This is a genomic window from Legionella lytica, assembly GCF_044626755.1.
In the GTDB taxonomy this organism is placed as follows: domain Bacteria; phylum Pseudomonadota; class Gammaproteobacteria; order Legionellales; family Legionellaceae; genus Legionella; species Legionella lytica_A.
The window spans coordinates 1,090,229-1,111,689 of record NZ_JBGORX010000001.1 but is presented as its reverse complement, the minus strand read 5'-3'; the positions used below and the strand labels follow the sequence as shown (position 1 = coordinate 1,111,689).

The window sequence follows — 21,461 nt, the reverse complement described above, 5'->3', positions numbered from 1 at the left end:
GCTAATCTCTTCGAAATCATGTTCTCCCAGGGCGTATACTCCACTCGCAGCTTAGTGTAAATAGTGAATAATGGACTGTTAATAATTTCTTGGGCTCATGTCTGAATCTTCATATTCAGGTTTCTGTGCATCGGGATTATTGCTCGTGTCGTTCGTTGTTGTATTGAAAAATGAAAAGCTAGTTAGAGGCGCAGACAATGAGGCTAATTGGCTGTTATCAAGCATCTGCCTAAGTGTGACGCCACAGTCTTCATTCTTGGGATTGCCAGGGCCCGCATTAAATTTAATAGTTGTGTGTGGTTGTCGGTCTTTGAGTTGTTGCAATAAATCAATGCGATTATGTTTGATAAGCCACCAAGCAAAGGTTACTCCGTAGTCTTCGAAATCGGCATTAGTCGGGGCCGCATTTAAATTAATAATTATCCGTGGTTCTTGGTTTAGGAGCATGATTAACCAATCAATTTGATTGTGTTTGGCTAGCCACCATGCGAGGGTAACCCCATGATAGAAGTGATTAGGCTGAGTTGGTGCAGCATTTAAATTAAGGATTGTTTCAGCATGACGACTCCAAAGAGTTTCCAGTAAGCCAATTTCATCGTTTCCAGCAAGTATCCACCCTAGAGAGACTCCATGGTCTTGGTTTTGGGGATTGGGAGGCGAGACATTTAAATCAAGGGGGGTATCGGGTTGTTGATCTACCAGGTCTCCCAGCAAGTCCACATCGCTTGAAGCGAGCCACCAAGCAATGGGAAGGCCATGGTACTGCTCATTCTGTTGAATTGGAGCCACACTTAAATCAATTAAAACATGTGGCTGTATGGACATTAGGTGTTTTAGGTAGTCAATTTGTCTGTTTGCAATGAGCCACCAAGCAATATTGATACCATAACAGGGATGGCTTGGATTCGTTGGTGTTGCATTTAAATCAATTGGCACTTGTGGCTGCAGGGCTCTAAATTTTTCCAGTAAACCTATTTGCTTGTATTGAGCAAACCACCACGCGGGGGTGATTCCATGTTCGGGGTGATTATTATTGGTGGGGGTTGTATTTAAGTTAATAACGGCCTGTGGCTTTTCCAGGAGCTTGCTCTGATCGTATTTAGCGAGTAACCAATAAAATGGAACGGTGAAATCTGCTTGTTCTTGATGCATCCAAGGGGTGTTTAACGTAAATTCTTGACACCATGGACTTGAAAATATGTTCTCTGTAAGTTTAATTCTTTGGGGGGATTTACGTACAATCTGAAGCAATTCATTAATTAGGCCATAATGTTTTAGGTAGGGACTTTGCTTCATCCATTCAATAAATGGTGCCGCATAATTTTTTAACCAAGGGAGATGCCGATAAGGTAGGTTCAGGCTATTGAGCGTATGGAGGTAATCAGTTAAGTGTTGTTGTTCTGCTTTTCTCAGTCTCGGGTTGTTCATTTGATAGGGCATTTTCGCTGCAGGATTAATTGCAGTTAAAAGCCAGGAGTCATAGTATTGCTCTTTGATGAAATTTTGCCACTCAAGGCTGGAACTAAATAATTTACTTAATTCTTCAACAGAAAATTTTTCCAATAAAGTGGGGCATTTTTGGGCCGTTTTAAGTAGATTAAGTGATTGCAAAGTCATGATGTCCTTTCAATTAAAAATTTATATTTCCCTATCAAAATCTCATCTCTAAAAATTTTGCAGGAATGTTGATTTCGTTTTTTTTCTTAGTACGTATTTGGGCTTTAGGGGGCGGGAGTGTATCGTGACGCGTTTTATTTTGTCAATTTATCTAATAAAAAAAACAACTTACATAAGTTTGGGCAGCAAGAAAAAAAAAGGGGCATGATTTCAAGGCGGCTTCCTTGGTATCTCTTTGGATGATAATTATGGCGAAGAGCAGTAAGTTTGAGCGACCCGCCTAACGCACCCGGTGGTTGGAGATAAAATTGGGACTCAAAATGGCTCATTGAGACAGTGATGGTTTATCATTTAGGATCTCAGGTGAAGTGCACTGTAAATTGTTATTTATATGCACTTCATCTGAACCTTTTTAATTTAATTTAAACGTCATTGACGACGTTGACTCCTTGGCTTTGCTATCAATAGCTCTTCCCTGGTTAAAAAAAGTGCCGTGTGGATTGTCATTTAACCGCTCTGTTTTTTGAGGGTTGGAGGTATCCCTGTTCTTTGGGGCAGCGCTTGCTTTTTTCTCTTTAACGTTTAGGTGCATGCAAATACACTGGACTACCTCAACAAGCCCACCTCGTAGTGCTATATCAAGCGGTGTTAAACCGTCATTTCTGGCTTGCATTATTTCGGCGTCAGATTCGATTAATACATTCACTACTTCCGTATGGCCTGCACGCGCTGCTAGAAAAAGAGGAGTTTCACCATTTAAGTTCTTCTGATTGATGTATGGCTTATGCTGCAATAATATTTCCACTGCCTCACGGTGGCCTTTGTAAGCAGCAATATGAAGTGGAGTTTCCTTTTCTTCGCCTATAAGTCTATTAATATTGGCGCCGGAACCCAAAAGTGTTTTTATGATCTCCGTTTTATTTACTAGAGCTGCGAAATAGAGTGGGGTTGCTCCCGCACTGATTGTCTCGTGGACGTCAGCCCCCGCTGCCAAAAATATTTTGACTACGTCGAGATGGCCTAATTCAGCGGCACGGCAAAGGAGGGCGCGCCCCTTATTTCTGAGAGAGGCGCCTTTGAGCAAAAGTAATCTGACCACTTCAGGATTACCTTTTTCAACAGCGATACACAATGGAGTAAGTTCATGATTCATGCTCTTATTGACGTCGGCTCCATTGTTCAAAAGTGCATATATCACCTTAGGATCCATAGACAGAACAAGCGCAGCAATAAGTGGGGTAGCTCCATCTACTCTGGCTTTATTGACATCGGCCCCATTTTCTAAAAAAACATTCACTACATTAAGATGCCCTCTTTCTGTAGCAATATAAAGAGGGGTTTCCCCATCCCTGTTCCTCTGATTGATGTTGGCGTTGTGCTTCAATAATAACTCCACCACCTCACTTTTGCCTGCATAAGCAGCAATATGAAGTGCTGTCTGCTGTTCCTCTCCTATAATTTCATTGACATTCACATGGTAATTCAAAAGTGTCTTTATCACCTCAAGATGCCCAAATTGAGCGGCAATAAGAAGTGGGGTCAATTGATAAGTACGATCATTATTTCCCACAGTAAGGTGGACATCCACATAAGCTCCTTCTTTTATGTGTTGCCGCACAAGGTCGACCTGACCCAGGTTAGCTGCCCTAAATAACTGGGCATTTAATTTATATTGCTCTTGCTGATTAAGAACAATTTCTTTTTTCTGTATCGAGTTCTTCTTGACCTTCTTTTTCTTGGTGGTTTTTTTTAGAAGAGTAGAATCCTTGGGGGCGGCAGAAGGTGCACTAAGAGTTTTAGGCTTTAAATGAGTAAATCGCTTATCAATAGCCTCGGCTTGTTTTTGCAGTCCTTGTTGTTTTAGTAGGTTCTTCCTTTTTTCCCAGTCGCTTGCGGATGATTGTGTGGGTGTTTGTTGTACATGTGGTTGTTCTTTATTTTGAGAAGCAGCAATAAAGTGCTTTAGAGGATTCGTCAAAGGGGTCAGATTAATTTCTTTTTTTTCAGGCTGATAAATACTAATGGATACCTGGGCTCGAGTTAGCGCGACAAACAAGGCATTAAATGTGGGGTTGTACTCAGTGGTGCCGTGTGGACTAAAATCGTCGGTTTGTCCAAGGACGATGTTTTTATTAATGAGTTTACTGGCTTTTTGAAAGGCCTCTTGTTCCAACAGGCGATAAATTAAGACATGACGATACTCCAAACCCTTAATTTCCTCAGGAGTAAATACCTGATAAGCAGCAAAGAGCTGTTTCGCTTCGTCTTGATGCTCGGGGCTTGTCACCACCGCAAAATGTGCATTATCTTTGTCTTGGGTGAGGAGGGTTAAGTCCTCTTCGCGCAACCAATAAATAGCGCCTTTATTCTCCTGGTCCTTGGCTTTAATGTAGCGTAAATCATTCCCATCCAAGTCTTTAAAACCACCGGATACGTGGTACTTAAGTTGCAATATGCCATTGGCCAAAGCTACAACCTGAGAAGGGCAGCGATGAGAAGTACTCAGCTGCTTATGCGAAACCCGTGTAGGGTGAAATAGCGAGTTAAGAAATGAAATGATGTATTCGTTTCCAACGAGGCCCTGATGGTCTCCTGTGATAAAACAGATATTGTTCTTCTCTTTAACCAGCTTTTTTAGAGAGCGAAGTTCTTTGCGAGAGGCATCGGGCGTTTCGTCGACTAAAATGAGGTCGTATTTCCCAGGTGCTTTTTCAAGTGAATGAAATGCAGGATGAATTTTGGCACCTAAGTATTTCAGATAATGTTGGTATACATCCCACACCAAGCATTGCTCTTTCTTTTTTTTGTAAAAAGAATGTCTTAGCCCTACTTGGTTCACATAGTCCTCAACCGTGTCATAACCTGATATGATGCGGCACTCTAAATAAACCCTCTCCGGGTTTTTCATGATGTCTTGAACCAATGCCTCTTTATTTTTGCCGTAGACTTTTTTTAGCCACTTAAAAAAATCTGATTTCGTTTCACAGTGCGTCCCAGGAGCTGCTTCTGCATGTAATTCTTTAAACGTCTTAAACACCATCTGATGACATTTATTTAACTTCTCTATTGAGGCAGTCTTTGCCCACTCCCGTTTCATCTCCTCCACCAAAACAGGAGATTCTGCGACATACAATAAGCGCTGAGGATGCTCCTCTTCTGGAACGAGACATTGTTTGATGCGCTGTAGGAAAATTGACACGGCCACACAGGATTTTCCTGAACCGGGAGCGCCACTGATTATCAGCGGAAGTGTTAATCTTTTTGCCTCTTGTTGCTCCTCATCCAGAACAATAAAGTCATTTTTGTGCCACTGAACTTGTGAGGCAGGCTCTAGTTCAAGAACGTCATTTTCCTGACTCAAAACCTCCTCTTTTTGGGCATAAGAATCACTCCATTCTTCAAGGTCCTCCTCGGAAAACCAGCAGTCTGGCTGCTGGAGTAAGTGCTTATAATCATGGTCGGACAAAATGTTACACAGCACCCATTCTCCACCTTTACTTCGGCAAAGAATTAGCCGTTCTGCTGCGTTAACTCGGATACTGTATAATTTTGCATTCGTCGACCTATGTAACTTTTCAAGATTGCTTCCATTATTATGAGGGCTTTCTATAAAACGGGAGAGGGCTTTTTTATGCTCGGAGGTGAGCTGCTCTGCTAAATGGTACAGGAAGTGAAGCTTAGCCATAAATAGGAGTTCTCTTTTAGAAAAAGAGGTATCTTTACATCAGTTTCTTAGTAGAGACTTAAGGGCTTAGGAATAATAGGCATACGGTATTCCATAAAATCATAGGGTTACAGTAAGAACATTGAAAATTAATCCACAACCATACGATTGATTAACTGGCTGTACGGATTGGAACGAGCGTGATGAAGAGGGTCACAATAAATTATATAACTTACGGGAAAGAGGGAGACATTATGGCGTTTTCGTCTGGTTCTTCTAGTAAGAGACCCTCTACCTTTTGAGAAAGCTCCCTATAACAATCCCAATCTATTTCATTTAATTCCTCTCGGCGAACATTTAATTTTTTGAATAGAAGAATTAAGTCCGTCATTTCATCTATTCCATCAGCCAAATAAGTATTTACGATAAATGCTTCTAAAAAGTCTTTTCTACATTGTGGAAACAGTTTTGTTTTTAACTTATTTTTCATGGTCTCGTCACCATAGCGTATTTGAGTTTCTTCGATTAGCTTCATACCTATCTCATATAAGGCCATGTTTTTTTCTGGTGAATTCTTTTTTATTAGCTCTTTATCTATTAAGTTAATGAGCTCCATGTATTCTTTTTGTTCAAGCAAGAGAATGGATTTTACATATTTTTTTAATTCATTAATCCAGTCTTGGTTCGACGTGTCTTTAGATAGTTTTTCTAATAATGGTTTTACAAAAAGTTGCAGTGGACAAAAAGGCTTTACGGGAATAAGAGTATTCGAATTATCGAACAAACAGATAACAGATAACTCAACACTCTTATCTAAGGTAGATTCTTGATCTTTAACCAAATGCAGTGGGAAGTAGTCATTGTCAACAAAGATCGCATGCTTACCGTATATCTTATCGAGGTGTGGATGAATCGATGCTGAAAGCACGAAATGCACATCGACAGTTTCTTTATTTCTCATTGGGACAACAATACCCAATCCATGCTCACGGCAAATCTGTAAGACTGCTCTTTGATTATTGGGTAACTTAAAAAAGGAGTTTTTTCCTAGTCCTTTTGCTGGTTGGAACACTGTATTAGTCTCCTTGGGTAAGAGGGCACCACCTGAGCTGCTACTGTAATCCATAATTGTATGCTTATTAATTTCGTTAAAAGGGCTTTTTTTAGCAATTGGCTGTATTTTAACTGCTCCTTCAGATTTGCTCACCCAATACGCAGAATTTTTGACTGTATAAAATGGTCCTTTTTTAATTTGTTTCACTTCATCAAAATTCGCCTCGAGATGTTTGTTGATTAATGGCTGTCCAAAAATACCTCGCTCATTATTGCCCTCTAACGCGCTAACCCAAGATAAATCTTGATAATACTTAATTAAGCTAGGAATGCTCTCTTGGTCGCGTTTTTTCTGAATTAAAGTGGGGCCCACCAGGATAGAAAGCATAGGCCGCTCATTGACCAACTTTTTAATTTCTGCTAAAAAAACGTTTTTATCGGTATTGGTAATTAGCTTTGCGCTTTTTGCATCTGTGATCCCATATTCGCGCCATGTAACTAGAATTTCAGCATCCGGTGTTAAAGCACGAGCTTGTTCGTACGCTGAAATAATTTTATCCATCAATAATCGCATCTTTTCGCGCGCATTTTTTCCAGTTTTATAGTGAATAAAAGCTGGATGTTTATGATTTATATCTATAGCGATTACTTTAAGGTTATTTAAACTCGTTTCTTTTTTTGGTTTCATAACGTGCCAATCTGGATATTATCTTTTCAATAAGATGATTGTATAACACAATTCTTAGGTGGGTATTAACTAATATCCGGATAGAAATAATTTAAACACTTTTCATTTCAGAGGACTATCTGGGCTTGAGGTTTATTGATAATGCTTTGGAACTTAAAAAATATTAAAACTTTCACGAAGAATACTTACTGTTACTTTTCCTTTTTTATCACGATTTCTTTTAAGCAGGGTATACACCGTAAAATTAAAATTTTCTATGGATGCATGTGCCACGCTAAGAAAATAAGCGCTCTCTAAAGTGATCTGGTCATTAGCCACATTCAATTTTTTTAATAAAGTATTTGCTTTCTCTATACGAGTAAAACCATTTTTTCCGCGAAGCTCCATAAACTCATCAACTTTCTGTTCATTCATTGTGCTGTTTAATGACATCAGTACTTGTTTGGGGGCGGTATTGATGTTGAGGGCGGTTACATCAGGCAGGGCGGTAACAAAGGGCTGTAAAGCTAAAAAAATTTTCGAACTTACATCTTTAACTAAACGAAGTTCGGAGCTGCTAATCATTAATTGGCGACTGGGATGGTAGGGGGGTTTTTGATGTAGGTAATAAGAAAGAAAATTGTCTTCGCCGACCCCAATCTCATAGGGGGATACCCAGTTATTAATTGCCAATGCCAAATTCATTCTTTCAGCTGGGGTCATTTGAGCCCCGGTAGCACTAACAAAATTAATAAAGCCTAAAATGTATTTTTTATTAGTGAGATTATTCAGGTTAAAGCGGCTTTGTAAATCGTAAATGCCGCCACTTAAGGTAACGGAGGGATAAATTGAGGCCATATTTTTGGGATAGATACTGACCATCCCTTCAGAATCCGCTGCAGAAAATTTTTTCTTGGCGTCTCCAAGTTCGCTCATCGCCCAGAAAGTAACTGCTTGAGAGGCAAAATAAAGTTTATCATGGTTGAGAATGAGGCGAGTACGGTAGATATCAACTTGCAGTTTAGAGCTCATGGCTGTAGCAACAATAGCGACTAAGGTCATAATAAATAAGGCGGTAAGCAAAGCCCCACCACGGAATTTTGAAGGAGCTATTAGAGCAGTGTGTGTCGGTGATGAATTAACTGTTGGCATAAAGTGCCCCGGGGATCGTAAATAATAGATTAAGTTCTCCTAGCTTTTTCACATCAAGGTTGATCTGGATTGCCTTAGGTAAAGATTCTTTATTTTGATCTTGGTTTACCGCATCGGCTCTCCATTCAGGAAATACTTGCAAACTTTGGTTTAAATAACCAAAGTGACAGTCTTTCAAATGTGGAATAAGCACCTTATCAACATGGGAAGTATTTCTATCAAAAGGGTCTAAGGTATCCCAGGTTCGGCGTAGTAATGAACCATTTTGGCATATTAACGCCACTCGTTTAAGAGAGCTACGTTTTTCTATACTTCCCGGATTTACATCCCCACCCCGGGTAAATTCTACATAATCTGGACGAGCACTAAAAATCGGAAATAAGTGCATATCATTCCCACGAATCGCTCGCTCAGCGATTTGGCTAATGTCTTGTTGTACGATACTAATTGCAAGTTGTAAGGTACCTAGACGGTCACTTTGTTCGTTAACCCGGGTACGCGTATTAAACGCATAATATAAAGTAGATGAGGTGATTGAGGCTAAAATCGCGAATACTGCCAAGGCAATTAAAATTTCAATGAGGGTAAATCCCGATTCTTTTTTCATGGTACATACCTAAATGCCTGCAATTCTTCTCGAAAAGGCCCGGCTTGTTCCGTACTAACGGATATGGTGATGAGCTGTATGGATTTTATTGGTGTGGTACTGGTCTTTGCTCGCCAAAACCAATGTTCACCCAGCATGGTTGTATCCTGAGTAGTTTCCTGACTTTGACTAATTTGTAGTAAGCCTAATTGTACCATTGCAACACCTTGCATTGCGACCCAATGGCTTACGGTTTTTTCTTTGATACGTTGTGTATGCTCTACATTTTGTGCAATTGCTTTAAGCAAGGCAGTTAGGGCTACGGCAATAATTGTAAGTGCTAATAAAACTTCGATTAAGGTAAAACCAGAGGTTTTGCAACGCATCATCATTTTTTATTCGCCGCCTTAAGGATTAAATCACCATTACGACGACCTGTAAGTACTACCAGCTGACTCTCCTTTGTACTGCCAAAACCTAAAGTAAAGGCGGTCATATCTCCCGAGGCCGTGATGATAATGGCTGGAGTGCCTATTGGTGCGCGTTGGGATGTATTCAATGTGACTAAGGTATTGTTTGGAAAATAGGTCATCTTAAAAATCCCTTTATTAGACATTGGACTCCATTGAGAACCCTCCAATTGCAGAATCTGATAGCCTTTATTATCAATGCGTAGGCCTAAAGTAGTTGTTTCTAAAATAGCTTGCTGTTGAGCAATGCGCATATTATTTACTAATTGTTCCGCAGCAAATTGTATCCGTTTACCTTCACCGAAATCACCAAATGCGATTAAGGCAAAACCAACGGTAATGCCTATAATCACAATGACGATCATAATTTCAATTAGGGTGAAGCCCTGGTTATTTCTCATCCCAGTTACCAATTTCTGCATTAATGCCGCTACCACCAGGTTGACCTTCAGCCCCATAGGTAAAGACGTCTACATCGCCATGTTGACCTGGATTTAAATAGAGATAATCTCTATTCCAAGGATCTTTAGGTAATGATTTTAAATATTGCTTCCAATTATGAGGAATAGGGTTAGAGGTGGGTTTTTCTACCAATGCCATTAAACCTTGATCTGTAGAAGGGTAATTACCATTATCGAGCTTATATAAATCAAGGGCATTTTGGATAGCAAGTACGTCTTGTTTTGCTTTTACTCGACGCGCCTCATCGGGACGACCCATAATTTTGGGAACAACAATAGAGGCAAGAATACCTAAAATGACTACAACCACCATAATTTCAATTAAGGAAAAACCTTTTTGTCTGTTCATGTTACTCCTGCTATTTAAATAAACGCTAAATTTAGTAGAAATCCGCTTCTATGTTATCAATTGTTCCATTGAGAAAATAGGGAGTAATGTTGCTAATACAATAAATAATACAACAGCCCCCATTAATAGGATAACTAAAGGTTCCAATAAGGTTAATGAAGTGTCAATAAGGCGTTTTACTTCATTATCCAAGTGGCTTGCAGAACGCTCCATCATAGGGGAAATCTGTCCACTTTTTTCACCACTGGAGATCAAATGAATGGCCATAGGGCTAATATACCCCGTTTCTCTCAAGGCCTCACTTATTCCCGAGCCTTCTCTTACTTTAATGGTTGCTGCATCGAATGCTTGTCTCATTACTAAGTTGGTTACCAGACTTGCAGAAACACGCATGGTTTCCAATACACTGACTCCGGCGGCAAATAAAATACCAAAGGTATGAATGTACCGTGCCACGTTAATGGTTTTTACTAAATAAGAAACCAGCGGTAATTTAAGCAGAAAACGATGCCAAACTGTTTTGACCTTTATATTGTTCAGGCTTTTCTTAAATGCATAAAGAACTAAAATAATTCCCAGTAAAGCATATAAGCCATAGGATTTTACAAAATTACTAATACTAATTAATACTTCGGTCATTCCAGGTAGAGTTTGCCCACTGCTGGTAAACACCTCAATAATTTTAGGAACTACAAAGCTGAGTAAAAAAGAAATAATGCCAATCGAAACGAGGATCATAATCGCAGGATAAATGAGCGCTTGCTGCACCTTTTGCCGAGTTTGTTGCTGATTTTCAGTGTAATCGGCAAGCTTTTCCAAGACCACATCAAGGTGTCCGGTTTGCTCTCCCGCACCCACTGTGGAGCGGTATAATTCAGGAAATGCCTGAGGGTATTGGGACATTGCCTGGGCTAAACCATAACCTTCAAGTACTTTGGCACGTACACCAATAATCAGTTCACGCACTTTATCTTTTTCAGTCTGTTCACCGACGCCACGTAAGGATTCTTCAACGGGGATTCCCGCGGCTAATAAAGTAGCTAATTGACGAGTAAAGAGGGAAAGGTCGGCGGCAGAGATTTTGCCTTTGCTGCGGCCACTACTCCCGGAGCGTTGTTGGGTTAGTACCTGGACTTGGGTTGGAATCAATCCTTGATCGCGTAATAATTGGCGTGCATGGCGTTCTGAGTCAGCTTCCAGCACTCCTTTACTTGTGCTGCCATTTTTTTTCAATGCTTGATATTGATACGCACCCATTCTTTTTTATGCTTTAAATTAATATAAAACATAGAGTCTAATCTATTGGGTTTAATAAGTCACTTAAGGTACACTACACGCAGACTATCCTGGAGAATGATAAATGAGCAAAAAAGTATTACTTGAAGCAATTAAGGAACATGATGCCAAGTTTATTGATCTACGATTCACTGATATACGTGGAAAAGAGCAACACATCACTGTTCCTATTTCCTGTATTGATGATGATTTAATCGAAAATGGTAAAATGATCGATGGTTCTTCATTCAAAGGTTGGCAGAAAATTCACCAATCAGATTTGGCGTTAATTCCCGATTTGGAAACCATTAAATTTGACCCTTTCTTCCAGGATAATACCTTATTTATTCGTTGTGATGTGGTTGATCCCAAAACCATGATGGGCTATGAGCGTTGCCCCAGATCCTTGGCGAAACGCGCAGAAGCTTATTTACAATCTACGGGTATTGCGGATACTGCGTTCTTTGGACCAGAGCCTGAGTTCTTTATATTCGACAGCGTGCAATGGCAAACAAGCATGTCCGGTTCGTTTTATAAAATTGATTCAGAAGAGGCTGAGTGGAGTTCTTCTAAAGAAATGGAAGGCGGAAATATTGGCCACCGCCCTTCAATAAAAGGTGGTTATTTTCCTGTGCCTCCAGTAGATTCATCCCATGACATTCGTTCGGCTATGAGTTTGACTCTTGAATCACTTGGTGAAGTGGTTGAAGCGCACCATCATGAAGTTGCGACAGCAAACCAATGCGAATTGGCGACACGCTTTAGCTCATTAACTGATAAAGCGGACCGCTTACAAATTTTAAAATACGTGATTCATAATGTGGCTCACAACTACGGTAAAACAGCTACCTTTATGCCTAAGCCATTGGTTGGGGATAACGGAAGTGGGATGCACTGTCACCAATCTTTAGCAAAAGATGGGGAGAATTTGTTCTCAGGTGATCAATATGCAGGGCTTTCTGAAACTGCATTGTATTATATTGGTGGTATCATTAAGCATGCTCGTGCATTAAATGCATTTACAAACCCATCAACAAACAGCTACAAGCGTCTTGTTCCTGGTTTTGAAGCACCTGTATTGTTGGCTTATTCTGCGAGAAACCGTTCTGCGGCAATTCGTATTCCACATGTGAGTAGTCCAAAGGCACGTCGTATTGAAGTACGCTTCCCTGATCCTACTGCAAACCCATACCTTGCATTTGCTGCAATGTTGATGGCTGGTTTAGATGGTATTCAAAACAAAATCCATCCTGGCCAACCAATGGATAAAGATCTTTATGATCTACCACCAGAAGAACTAGTGGATGTACCTACAGTAAGTGCTTCTCTGGAGCAAGCTTTGGATAGTTTAGCGGCTGATCATGAGTTCTTAGTGCAAGGTGATGTGTTCTCACGTGACTTTATCAATAACTACATCAATATGAAAAGAGAAGAAGTTGCTAAAATCAGAAGCTTAACTCACCCATACGAGTTTGAGTTGTATTACAGCTTGTAATTGCGTAGGCTGGGCTGCAAAGCCCAGCAATTATATTTCGTGCTTTTCTCCATGCAGGGCTTTATAGCTCCGCCTCAATTTGGCGGTTATAAGCGTTCACGAGGGATGTAAATTTCGTCATTGCGAGCCTGGGCAAAGCGATGCTTCAATAAAACGCAATACAGGGTTGTTTCACTCTATTCGCAATGACAGTTTTAATTTAAAAATTACATCAAGATGGAAACATGTAGTATCAAAACTCTACTTACCCAATTCAGGTACAAAAATGCTAATTTTATTATCGCCAGCAAAAAAATTACTGAGCCCAGAAAAAGCCTATTCTGGAACAACCTCAAAACCTTTATTTCCTGAACAAACTAAAACTTTAGTTGAATTAATGAAATCCAAATCAGTTGAGGATATTGCTGCCTTAATGGATTTATCTAAAGATTTAGCAACTTTGAATTTTGAACGATATCAGGAATTTGTTTTTGATGAACATTCACCTCATGCTTATCCTGCCCTATTTTTATTTCAAGGCGATGTTTATCAAGGCTTAAAAGCCGATGCGTGGAAACCAGAGACGGTAACTTACGCTCAATCACATTTGCGTATTTTATCGGGGCTTTATGGTTTATTAAATCCCTTAGATGCCATTCAGCCATACCGTTTAGAAATGGGGGTTCGTCTAGCAAATCCTGCAGGTAAATCATTATATGATTTTTGGCAGAGTACTATTGCGGATACTCTGAATCAGCAATTAGCCGCGCAGAAAAACCCTGTGGTAGTAAATCTTGCTTCAACTGAGTATTTTAAAGCAGTTAATGAGAAAAAATTAAATTATCCCGTAGTTACCATAAATTTTTATGAGCATAAGAATAATCAACTCAAAATAGTTGGTATTCATGCCAAAAAGGCACGTGGAGTGATGGCTAAGTTCTTAATGGAAAATCAAATTGATAATCCTGAGGGAATCAAACAGTTTAATGAATTAGACTACGAATTCAAGCAAGCCAGCTCTTCGGCAACGCATTTTGATTTTGTGCGCCACCATTAAGCCTTATGTGGATTTTATCGAGCCGAACTCATCGTTTAAATCATTTTCCTCAGCAGGATGTAACCTGCTATGCCAAAAGAGATGATGAGTTAGGTTGTGGCATTAGTGGTTCTAAATTACGTAAGTATGCGTCGCTGATGCCTTATTTAATTGAACAAGGAATTAAGCATTTACTAATTATTGCTGGCCCTCAGTCTAATAATTTACTTGCCGCACTACAATTAGCTCGAGAGTTTAATCTAAAGGTTACTGCATTTCTTATTAAGCCTTGGAAGTTAGAATGCAAAGGCAACTTTAAATTGAGTTCTCTTTTTTTAGAAGATCATGAAATTATTTGGGTTAGTCGTGAAGAATGGCCACAGGTAAATGATCAAGCTCAAAATTACCTAAAAACCTTGAATGAGCCAGGCTTTGTATTACAGGAAGGGGCTAGTGTCCCGCAAGCATTGTCTGGTGCAATGAGCCTTGCCAAAGATATTTGTAACAATGAAGCACTTTTAAATTGTCATTTTCAGCATATTTTTGTTGATGCAGGGACTGGTTTTTCTGCAGCCGCACTCATTAAAGGGTTAAATTTGTTAGAGCATCAGGCCCAAGTTCATGTGCTTTTGCTTGCTGATGATGAGGAAACTTTTAAATCTAAATTAAAGTCATGGCTTAATTTTGAGCCCATAAATTACGATTGTTTTTATCCAACTACTGCGAGAGCATTTGGTTCAGTCAATCAAACCATTAAAAACGAAATAAAGCGTTTGGCGCGAGAAGAGGGTATTTTGGCTGAGCCAATTTATGCCGCAAAATTGTTTTATGAAACAAGGCAATTTATAGAAAGTAAGGCACTTAAAGGAAATGTGCTGATTATTCACTCAGGGGGCACTTTAAGCATACCAAATTTTGAGTATTAACCCTTGAAATTCTGTAATAAACCCCTATATGACCTAAATAACAAGTACCTACAGGAGATATTAGATGGTCGGTAAGCAGCAAACGATGGGCTTTCAAACAGAAGTGAAGCAAATGTTGCATTTAGTAGTGCATGCACTTTATAGCAACAAAGAAATTTTTTTAAGAGAGCTAATTTCTAATGCTTCAGATGCGTTAGATAAGTTAAGATTTTTAGCTTTATCTGACAGCGCTTTATTTGAAAATGATTCTGATTTAAAGATCAGCATTCATGTTAATGAAAAATTAAAAACTATAACGATTGCTGATAACGGCATTGGTTTAAGTTGGGATGAGGCTGTCGCCAATTTAGGTACTATTGCCAAGTCAGGTACTAAAGAATTCATGAGCCAATTAACCGGTGAAAATGCTAAAGATTCACAATTGATTGGGCAATTTGGCGTAGGCTTTTACTCCGCATTTATTGTCGCCGATAAAGTTACTGTTAAAAGCCGACGCGCTGGTCTAAAACCTGAAGAGGGTATTGTTTGGGAGTCTAATGGTGAGGGCGAGTTTTCCATTGCTTCTGAAACCAAAGCGACTCGTGGAACTGAAATTACTTTACACATTAAAGCCGAAGATGATGAGTTTCTCAGTGATTGGCGCATTCGTAACATTATTAGCAAATACTCTGATCACATTTGCTGGCCAATTGTTATGGAAAAGCGTGATGAGGAAAATAAAGACAGCCATGAGATGGAAACAGTGAATAAAGCTACTGCTTTATGGACCATGCAAAAATCTGAAATTAGCGACGAAGATTATAAGTTACTCTACAAGCATATTTCTCATGATTTCCAGGACCCTTTAATCTGGTCTCATAACCATGTAGAAGGTAAGAATGACTATATTTCATTACTCTACATTCCTGCCCATGCTCCGTATGATTTGTGGCAACATGAAAACAAACACGGTTTGAAACTCTATGTAAAACGCGTTTTCATTATGGATGATGCGGCACAATTCTTACCAAGATATTTGCGCTTTATCAAAGGGATTGTTGATGCCAGTGATTTGCCATTGAATGTATCGCGAGAAATCCTGCAAGATAATAAGCAAGTTGAAAGCATCCGTGCTGCATGTACTAAGCGTGTTTTATCGATGCTTGAAAAGATGAGCACACAAGATAAAGAAACGTATCAGAAATTCTGGAATGAATTTGGTTTAGTTCTAAAAGAAGGACCTGTTGAAGACTTTGCCAATCGTGATGCTATTTCTAAATTATTGCGTTTTGCTACGACAAAATCAACCTCAGAGAAACAAGAGGTATCGCTCGAAGAATATGTTAGTCGCATGAAAGAAGGGCAAGATAAGATTTATTATATTACTGCCTCAAGTTACAACGCTGCGAAGCATAGTCCGCATTTAGAAATCTTTAATAAGAAAGGAATTGAGGTATTACTACTTAGCGATCGCATCGATGAGTGGTTAGTTGGCTACCTAAGTGAATTTGATGGTAAAAAATTACAATCTATTTCTAAAGGTAAAGTAGAGCTTGGTGATGAGTCTGAAGAGCAAATCAAAGAGCAAGAAAAAACGTTAGAACCTCTGTTGAAGCATATTAAAAAGGTTTTGGATGCTCAAGTTAAAGATGTATTATTAACCAACCGTCTAACTGATTCTCCTGCATGTATTGTTGCCGATGAACAAGATATGAATCTGGAAATGCAACGTATTCTTCAGGCAGCAGGGCAACAGGTTCCAGAAAGCAAGCCTGTTTTTGAAATTAATCCGGAGCATGCCTTAATCAAACGTTTACATGATATTCAAGATGACAGTCTTTTTGAATTATGGGTAACCATGTTATTTGAACAAGCTGTTTTGGCTGAAGGCGGACAATTAGATAATCCTGCTGATTTTATTAGTCGGGTCAATAAACTGTTAGTTCTATCTTAACATTGTAGATTGGGCCTCTCAGGCCCAGCAACACCTTACTTCACACTAGAGACCCGAATTACTGCAGCTTGGCCGCGGTAATTTGGGTCTCTATACATTAAACAATATTGAATGTTATATGCTTAGGCCGTGGACTATATGGCTTACTGACTAAGAGCGCAAAATTCACAGAAGTCTCAGAAGTATTTATTTTGAAATGCTAGTTAGCTATAGTCTAGGACTATTACCCTCTGTTTCTAACTTATAATCACAAAAATCACCAGGAGAGTCATCATATAGTTCAGTGGTGCTAGATGAGCTTGCGGTCGGATAAATTTTAGCTATTTGGTGAAGAACCACTTTATATGCTTTGTCTATAAGGAGTTGCTGTTCTTTTTGCAATCCTTCGATTACTTCTTTAAGGTTTTCAATCTTTAAAAAAGCTTCGCTTATCTGGGTTTTCAAATGGGGTATGGTACTTATTTCTAAAGAATTGATTTGTTCATTTTGAGTTGGGATTTTTTCTAAATTTGCTTTTATCTTCGAGTTATTTTCCTTGAGTTGAAATCGGTCAGTGTTATTCTGGGCTGTATAGATTAACGAAGTAATGAACAATCCGAGGGTTACTGTTGCACATAGGGCTGAAGGAGTGAAAAATATAAGCTCCAGTCCTCCCATGAAGACCAGTAAAGCCGACATAAGGGTTAATAGAAGTACACCGGCACCAATTTTTAGGAGTTTGTTCCTCTCCTCCAGGCGAGCTTGGATTGCTTTGTTTAGTTTTTCATTTTCTGCATTACATTTTGAGTTTTTGGTGGTTAGTGTGGATCTAAAAAACTCCAAAAGACGAAGTTCTTCCTCACGAATGCTCAGAGTATCGTCTAATTTACGTTTAGTGTATTGTTCAGCTTGAAATGTCTTATACGTATTTTTTTCTACTTCCGCAACGTTTAGAGAGTCCTGCATTAGTTGAGCAATTTGTTCTAAGGCTTCTTTTTCATAAAAATTTAAGGAAAGTGGTTGTCTCATTTTTAGGTTATTGATAAGACAATCAAGGAATTCTCTATAAGAGAGTTCTTCAGCTTTCCTGATCGCCTGCTTCCCTTCAACCTCCTTTTTTGTGTTGAATTTATGGATCAACCCTACGAATACTGAATAATTTGGAGCTGATAATTGTGCTTGTAATGGTTCATGTTTTAAACGAGCCGTTTCACGTAATTGGCGCGCACGGAGACGCTCAAGGCGAGCTTGCTGTTTTTGTGGAATTTCGTTCGTAAGTTTAATATTCAGTTCACATAATCGTTGAGTTAATTTTGTAATCATCTCGTTGTATTCTTCAAGCTTTTGCTGGGCCGCTTTATATTGATCTTCGATTAGCTCTTTGCGTGCTATCAGTTGGCTTTGGGCTTCTGCTGGTACAGGGGAGAAGACGGTGATTAATTCTTTAGGAGCAGTTGGAGAATGAAAGTGACTATGTATCTGATGCGTATATTGAATTTCGTGCTCAAGATGAGGGTGTGCATGGCTTGAATTATTATGCCCCTCCTCTGAATGGCTATATTCATGAGATGAGTTAGTTGTGTTTAATTGATGAGTTTGTCTTTTTAGCGTTTCTATTAAGCCTTCTAGATTATTTAAAATCTCTTCTTGCACACTTTTTTCTTGTTGTATTGACTCCAGCTTGTCATTAATAACCAAGCGTTCCTTGGTCAATGCAATGCACAGGAGTGTTTCTGCTTTTTCCTCTTCTGTATCCTGTACAGTTTCATCATGATCTTGTTGTTGTTGTCTTGTACAAACCAGGGGTATTTGAAGGGTCGAATATTTAATTTTTTCATTATCAACTAGCTCGTCTATATGATTTCGAATTTGCTCCATAATATCTGGAAGCGCCATCTGCTCCAGGCAATGTCCACGTAAAGTGGGATAGCTTGACTTACTTAAATAAGCGTAGGTCTTTTCGCGCACTAATTCGATAATTTTATCATCAGATAGCATAGTTGTACTCCCAATAATACTCTCAGGATGTATTTTATACAATCATATTAAGTAGTCAACAAATAGTTCATCTTAATGTAAGAAAGGCCCGATAATCGGGCCTTTCATTAGATGCTGTTTTTCTTCCTATTTTGAAGCGAAAACAGAGTAAAGATATTCACTTATTATTCATCAGTTAATCGGAAGTACTTTGTTCCGAAATATCTTTGTAATTTCTTTCTGATTGTACCGCGGCTAATACCTAACATTTTAGCTGCTTGTAACTGGTTACCACGACGTTTTTCCATTACAGCTTGTAATAATGGAGGTTCAACTTCAGACAAAATCATGTCATAAAGGTCGTCAATACTTTTGTTTTTATTTTCTGAAAGAAAACGAGTAACCAGATTGTAAACTAAATCCTGGAGACCTTGGTCTTGCTTAATTATTGACTGGGTAGCTTCAGGTGTTTCAATGACATTCATCTTAACTTCCTTATTATTAATTAAATCAACAACAGTCCAATTGCTTACATATGCAATGAAAGCAACATCGATTGTACATGAAGGGTAATTGATATTCTATATTTTCAAGCTAAAAACATGCATTTTTTTCGAACAATTCACTCTCTACTAGGTTGAATAAGGAACAATCAGACCCCTCTAATGACAAAGAGGTCCTAAGTGCTCCTAATTGTTCGAGCATTTTTGCTTGACGTGAATGATCGTTAAAAAATTGAGTCACATAGTGTGTTAATTCATCCACATTACAATCATATTGCAGAAACTCAGGCACTATCATTTTGTTTGATAAAAGATTACATAGGCCTAGAAACTTAACTTTAATGAGCTTGGCAGCCAATAAATAAGTAATAAATGAGGATTTATAAATAATACACATTGGTTTCTTTAATAAAGCACATTCTAAAGACGCCGTTCCTGAGGCGACAATAACAAAATCTGCTGCAGCCATGCAACTTAGAGCTTGTCCCTTCACAAAATATATAGGTAGCTTACTTTGCGCAAAGTAATTAGTAATTTTTTCTGCATCAATCGTTTCTGCAATAGGAATAACAAATTGCCAATCAGGGTATTGTTGGTGTAATCGTTCCGCAGTATCACGAAGAACGGGCATGTGGCGCTCAATTTCATTATGGCGACTTCCAGGAAGCAGACCAAAAATTTTAGCATCTACAGGGATATTTAATAGTGCTCGCTGTGAGTCTTGTGCACCAACAGCATTAATTTTTTCAATTAGTGGATGTCCAACAAAACTTACTGGAACTTGTGCTTGCTCATAGATTGTTTTTTCAAAGGGTAAGATAACAGCCATATGATCAACGCATTCTTTAATTAGATGAATACGTTTGGCTTTCCAAGCCCAAATTTGCGGACTAATGTAATAAAGAATTTTAATTCCTAATTTACGTTTCGCATACTTAGCCAGGCGTAAGTTAAAACCAGGGTAATCCACTAATATAAGTAAATCAGGCTTTTGTTGCTGTAAATGCTTTTTAATCGCCTGAAATGCTTTACGGATGACTTTGAGGTGGCGAATCACTTCAGTGATTCCAGTGACCCCATAACGAGCAAGATCTGAAATTAACTCAACTCCCACATCTTGCATATGCTTACCACCAATACCACTTATTTCTATATTGGAATAGGTTTCTTTTAATTGCTTGACCAGCGCAGAGGCATGAATATCACCAGATTCTTCGCCCGCAATAATAACGACTCGTTTAGCTTTGTGCATGACGTTCCAGAAGGTTGTTATGAATGAGTGCAGTAACTTGTTCTGCAGTCAGTAGGGCAGCAAGTCCATCCTCACCAGTAACCAGTGGAGTAGTGTCTTCGTCGATGCACTTTAAGAATGCTTTTATTTCTTCAAGTAGGGCATCGCCATTTTCCAGTTCTTGTTGCTCATGGACAATATCTGGGATTCCAGGGAACATTTCGCCAGTTCCTTTTTTAAAGACAGAAAGGTGTTTGGTTTGATAATCAATGGATAAGAAACAATTCTCTTGGAATATACGCGTTTTTCTAGAAGAGCTGAGACTGACTCGGCTTGCGGTCAGGTTAGCTACACAATGATTGGCAAAAGTAAGGCGTACATGAGCGATATCAATTGCTTTAGTCAGTATGGGTGTTCCTTGGGCCAAGATGGAAACGATAGGGCTTTTCACCATATTCAAGATTAAATCGATGTCATGGATCATTACATCCAATATTACATTCACATCAGCACCACGAGGAGTGAATGGTGCGAGGCGTTCTGCTTCAATGAACAGGGGGTTGTCCAAGTAGTTGTCCAGAGCCATGCGTGCAGAGTTAAAGCGCTCAAGATGCCCTATCTGTAGTTTTGCCTTGTGCTTTTCCGCTAACTGAACTAACTCTTCTGCTTGAGCGGTAGTTTCGGTCATGGGCTTTTCCAGTAAAACATGGATGCCTTGTGTTAAAAAAGCTTTAGCTAGTTCATAATGCATACTTGTTGTAGCGGCAATACTTACCGCGTCAACTTTATCAAATAAGTCATGATAATTAGTATAAGCCGGAACATTTAGCTCCTGGCCTACTCTGTTTGCTGCTTCTTCGTGTAAGTCGCATACGGCAACTAATTCGGCATGAGGAATCAATTGGTATTTTTGTGCGTGAAAACGACCTAGGTAACCAACACCAATCACGGCGCAGCGAATCTTATTCATGTAATGCTCATTTGCTAATTATTTGTGCGCGATGATCGCATTTCCTGAAGGATAAATCAATTTTAATCATAAAAAGAACAGTTGCAAACGGCGTATGTCTCGGTATCATTAGGGCCAATTTTAAAGCATCTGGAATAA

17 protein-coding genes are annotated in these 21,461 nt (G+C 39.1%); 4 read left to right on the top strand and 13 right to left on the bottom strand.

The genetic code is table 11. From position 1 onward, the window contains the following. Positions 1 to 78: 78 nt before the first annotated feature. The 9 genes from ACD661_RS04580 to lspF all read right to left on the bottom strand — a co-directional run bounded on the left by ACD661_RS04580 (position 79) and on the right by lspF (position 11,276). Positions 79 to 1,617 carry a hypothetical protein gene (locus tag ACD661_RS04580; RefSeq protein ID WP_400186668.1) on the bottom strand — a complete coding sequence of 513 codons (1,539 nt, stop codon included), beginning with the start codon at positions 1,615 to 1,617 and terminating at the stop codon, positions 79 to 81. A 412-nt stretch (positions 1,618 to 2,029) separates the two neighbouring features. Then, complete coding sequence (locus tag ACD661_RS04575) at positions 2,030 to 5,302, bottom strand: ankyrin repeat domain-containing protein (protein ID WP_400186666.1); 3,273 nt, start codon at positions 5,300 to 5,302, stop codon at positions 2,030 to 2,032. 211 nt (positions 5,303 to 5,513) lie between these two features. Then, positions 5,514 to 7,022, bottom strand: coding sequence for a hypothetical protein (locus ACD661_RS04570; RefSeq protein WP_400186664.1), 1,509 nt, complete (start codon positions 7,020 to 7,022; stop codon positions 5,514 to 5,516). Between the two features lie 153 nt (positions 7,023 to 7,175). Then, on the bottom strand, positions 7,176 to 8,153 hold the full coding sequence (gene gspK, locus ACD661_RS04565) for a type II secretion system minor pseudopilin GspK (protein WP_400186662.1): 978 nt from the start codon (positions 8,151 to 8,153) through the stop codon (positions 7,176 to 7,178). Further along, positions 8,140 to 8,760, bottom strand: a complete 621-nt coding sequence (gene lspJ / locus ACD661_RS04560; protein WP_400186660.1) for a GspJ family T2SS minor pseudopilin variant LspJ — start codon at positions 8,758 to 8,760, stop codon at positions 8,140 to 8,142. Before lspJ ends, gspK begins: the two co-directional genes overlap by 14 nt. Continuing rightward, a complete protein-coding gene (lspI, locus tag ACD661_RS04555) occupies positions 8,757 to 9,131 on the bottom strand; it encodes a GspI family T2SS minor pseudopilin variant LspI (RefSeq protein WP_400186658.1) in 375 nt (124 codons plus the stop codon). The genes lspJ and lspI overlap by 4 nt, the downstream gene beginning before the upstream one ends. Continuing rightward, on the bottom strand, positions 9,128 to 9,610 hold the full coding sequence (gspH, locus tag ACD661_RS04550) for a type II secretion system minor pseudopilin GspH (RefSeq protein ID WP_400186656.1): 483 nt from the start codon (positions 9,608 to 9,610) through the stop codon (positions 9,128 to 9,130). The genes lspI and gspH overlap by 4 nt, the downstream gene beginning before the upstream one ends. Beyond that, the gene (lspG, locus tag ACD661_RS04545; RefSeq protein WP_400186654.1) at positions 9,600 to 10,019 is read right to left on the bottom strand and encodes a GspG family T2SS major pseudopilin variant LspG; all 420 of its coding nucleotides are present in this window, start codon (positions 10,017 to 10,019) and stop codon (positions 9,600 to 9,602) included. The genes gspH and lspG overlap by 11 nt, the downstream gene beginning before the upstream one ends. 48 nt (positions 10,020 to 10,067) lie before the next feature. Next, entirely contained in the window at positions 10,068 to 11,276 is a 1,209-nt protein-coding gene (gene lspF, locus ACD661_RS04540) for a GspF family T2SS innner membrane protein variant LspF (protein WP_400186652.1), read from the bottom strand. Positions 11,277 to 11,379: 103 nt separating this feature from the next. On the opposite strand from lspF, the gene glnA reads away from it, so the two are divergent. The 4 genes from glnA (at position 11,380) to htpG (ending at position 16,663) form a co-directional block, all read left to right on the top strand. Next, positions 11,380 to 12,789 carry a type I glutamate--ammonia ligase gene (glnA, locus tag ACD661_RS04535; protein WP_400186651.1) on the top strand — a complete coding sequence of 470 codons (1,410 nt, stop codon included), beginning with the start codon at positions 11,380 to 11,382 and terminating at the stop codon, positions 12,787 to 12,789. Positions 12,790 to 13,054: 265 nt separating this feature from the next. After that, positions 13,055 to 13,825 carry a peroxide stress protein YaaA gene (gene yaaA / locus ACD661_RS04530; protein ID WP_400186649.1) on the top strand — a complete coding sequence of 257 codons (771 nt, stop codon included), beginning with the start codon at positions 13,055 to 13,057 and terminating at the stop codon, positions 13,823 to 13,825. A 5-nt stretch (positions 13,826 to 13,830) separates the two neighbouring features. Next, positions 13,831 to 14,730, top strand: coding sequence for a 1-aminocyclopropane-1-carboxylate deaminase/D-cysteine desulfhydrase (locus tag ACD661_RS04525; RefSeq protein ID WP_400186648.1), 900 nt, complete (start codon positions 13,831 to 13,833; stop codon positions 14,728 to 14,730). A 64-nt stretch (positions 14,731 to 14,794) separates the two neighbouring features. After that, positions 14,795 to 16,663: a molecular chaperone HtpG gene (htpG, locus tag ACD661_RS04520; RefSeq protein WP_400186647.1), complete on the top strand. Its 1,869-nt coding sequence runs from the start codon at positions 14,795 to 14,797 to the stop codon at positions 16,661 to 16,663. 207 nt (positions 16,664 to 16,870) lie between these two features. On the opposite strand, the gene ACD661_RS04515 is transcribed toward htpG, so the two are convergent. The 4 genes from ACD661_RS04515 to ACD661_RS04500 all read right to left on the bottom strand — a co-directional run bounded on the left by ACD661_RS04515 (position 16,871) and on the right by ACD661_RS04500 (position 21,323). Next, positions 16,871 to 18,640, bottom strand: coding sequence for a hypothetical protein (locus ACD661_RS04515; protein WP_400186646.1), 1,770 nt, complete (start codon positions 18,638 to 18,640; stop codon positions 16,871 to 16,873). Between the two features lie 164 nt (positions 18,641 to 18,804). Beyond that, on the bottom strand, positions 18,805 to 19,104 hold the full coding sequence (locus tag ACD661_RS04510) for a helix-turn-helix domain-containing protein (RefSeq protein WP_133135441.1): 300 nt from the start codon (positions 19,102 to 19,104) through the stop codon (positions 18,805 to 18,807). Positions 19,105 to 19,213: 109 nt separating this feature from the next. Next, positions 19,214 to 20,374, bottom strand: a complete 1,161-nt coding sequence (gene lpxB / locus ACD661_RS04505) for a lipid-A-disaccharide synthase (RefSeq protein ID WP_400186644.1) — start codon at positions 20,372 to 20,374, stop codon at positions 19,214 to 19,216. Beyond that, entirely contained in the window at positions 20,361 to 21,323 is a 963-nt protein-coding gene (locus ACD661_RS04500) for a Gfo/Idh/MocA family protein (RefSeq protein WP_400186642.1), read from the bottom strand. The genes lpxB and ACD661_RS04500 overlap by 14 nt, the downstream gene beginning before the upstream one ends. Between the last annotated feature and the right edge of the window lie 138 nt (positions 21,324 to 21,461).

Bases quoted from the DNA above. Each gene is read 5' to 3' on its own strand.
- ACD661_RS04580 (WP_400186668.1), bottom strand. From the start codon at position 1,617: ATGACTTTGCAATCACTTAATCTACTTAAAACGGCCCAAAAATGCCCC.
- ACD661_RS04575 (WP_400186666.1), bottom strand. From the start codon at position 5,302: ATGGCTAAGCTTCACTTCCTGTACCATTTAGCAGAGCAGCTCACCTCC.
- ACD661_RS04570 (WP_400186664.1), bottom strand. From the start codon at position 7,022: ATGAAACCAAAAAAAGAAACGAGTTTAAATAACCTTAAAGTAATCGCT.
- gspK (WP_400186662.1), bottom strand. From the start codon at position 8,153: ATGCCAACAGTTAATTCATCACCGACACACACTGCTCTAATAGCTCCT.
- lspJ (WP_400186660.1), bottom strand. From the start codon at position 8,760: ATGAAAAAAGAATCGGGATTTACCCTCATTGAAATTTTAATTGCCTTG.
- lspI (WP_400186658.1), bottom strand. From the start codon at position 9,131: ATGATGATGCGTTGCAAAACCTCTGGTTTTACCTTAATCGAAGTTTTA.
- gspH (WP_400186656.1), bottom strand. From the start codon at position 9,610: ATGAGAAATAACCAGGGCTTCACCCTAATTGAAATTATGATCGTCATT.
- lspG (WP_400186654.1), bottom strand. From the start codon at position 10,019: ATGAACAGACAAAAAGGTTTTTCCTTAATTGAAATTATGGTGGTTGTA.
- lspF (WP_400186652.1), bottom strand. From the start codon at position 11,276: ATGGGTGCGTATCAATATCAAGCATTGAAAAAAAATGGCAGCACAAGT.
- glnA (WP_400186651.1), top strand. From the start codon at position 11,380: ATGAGCAAAAAAGTATTACTTGAAGCAATTAAGGAACATGATGCCAAG.
- yaaA (WP_400186649.1), top strand. From the start codon at position 13,055: ATGCTAATTTTATTATCGCCAGCAAAAAAATTACTGAGCCCAGAAAAA.
- ACD661_RS04525 (WP_400186648.1), top strand. From the start codon at position 13,831: ATGTGGATTTTATCGAGCCGAACTCATCGTTTAAATCATTTTCCTCAG.
- htpG (WP_400186647.1), top strand. From the start codon at position 14,795: ATGGTCGGTAAGCAGCAAACGATGGGCTTTCAAACAGAAGTGAAGCAA.
- ACD661_RS04515 (WP_400186646.1), bottom strand. From the start codon at position 18,640: ATGCTATCTGATGATAAAATTATCGAATTAGTGCGCGAAAAGACCTAC.
- ACD661_RS04510 (WP_133135441.1), bottom strand. From the start codon at position 19,104: ATGAATGTCATTGAAACACCTGAAGCTACCCAGTCAATAATTAAGCAA.
- lpxB (WP_400186644.1), bottom strand. From the start codon at position 20,374: ATGCACAAAGCTAAACGAGTCGTTATTATTGCGGGCGAAGAATCTGGT.
- ACD661_RS04500 (WP_400186642.1), bottom strand. From the start codon at position 21,323: ATGAATAAGATTCGCTGCGCCGTGATTGGTGTTGGTTACCTAGGTCGT.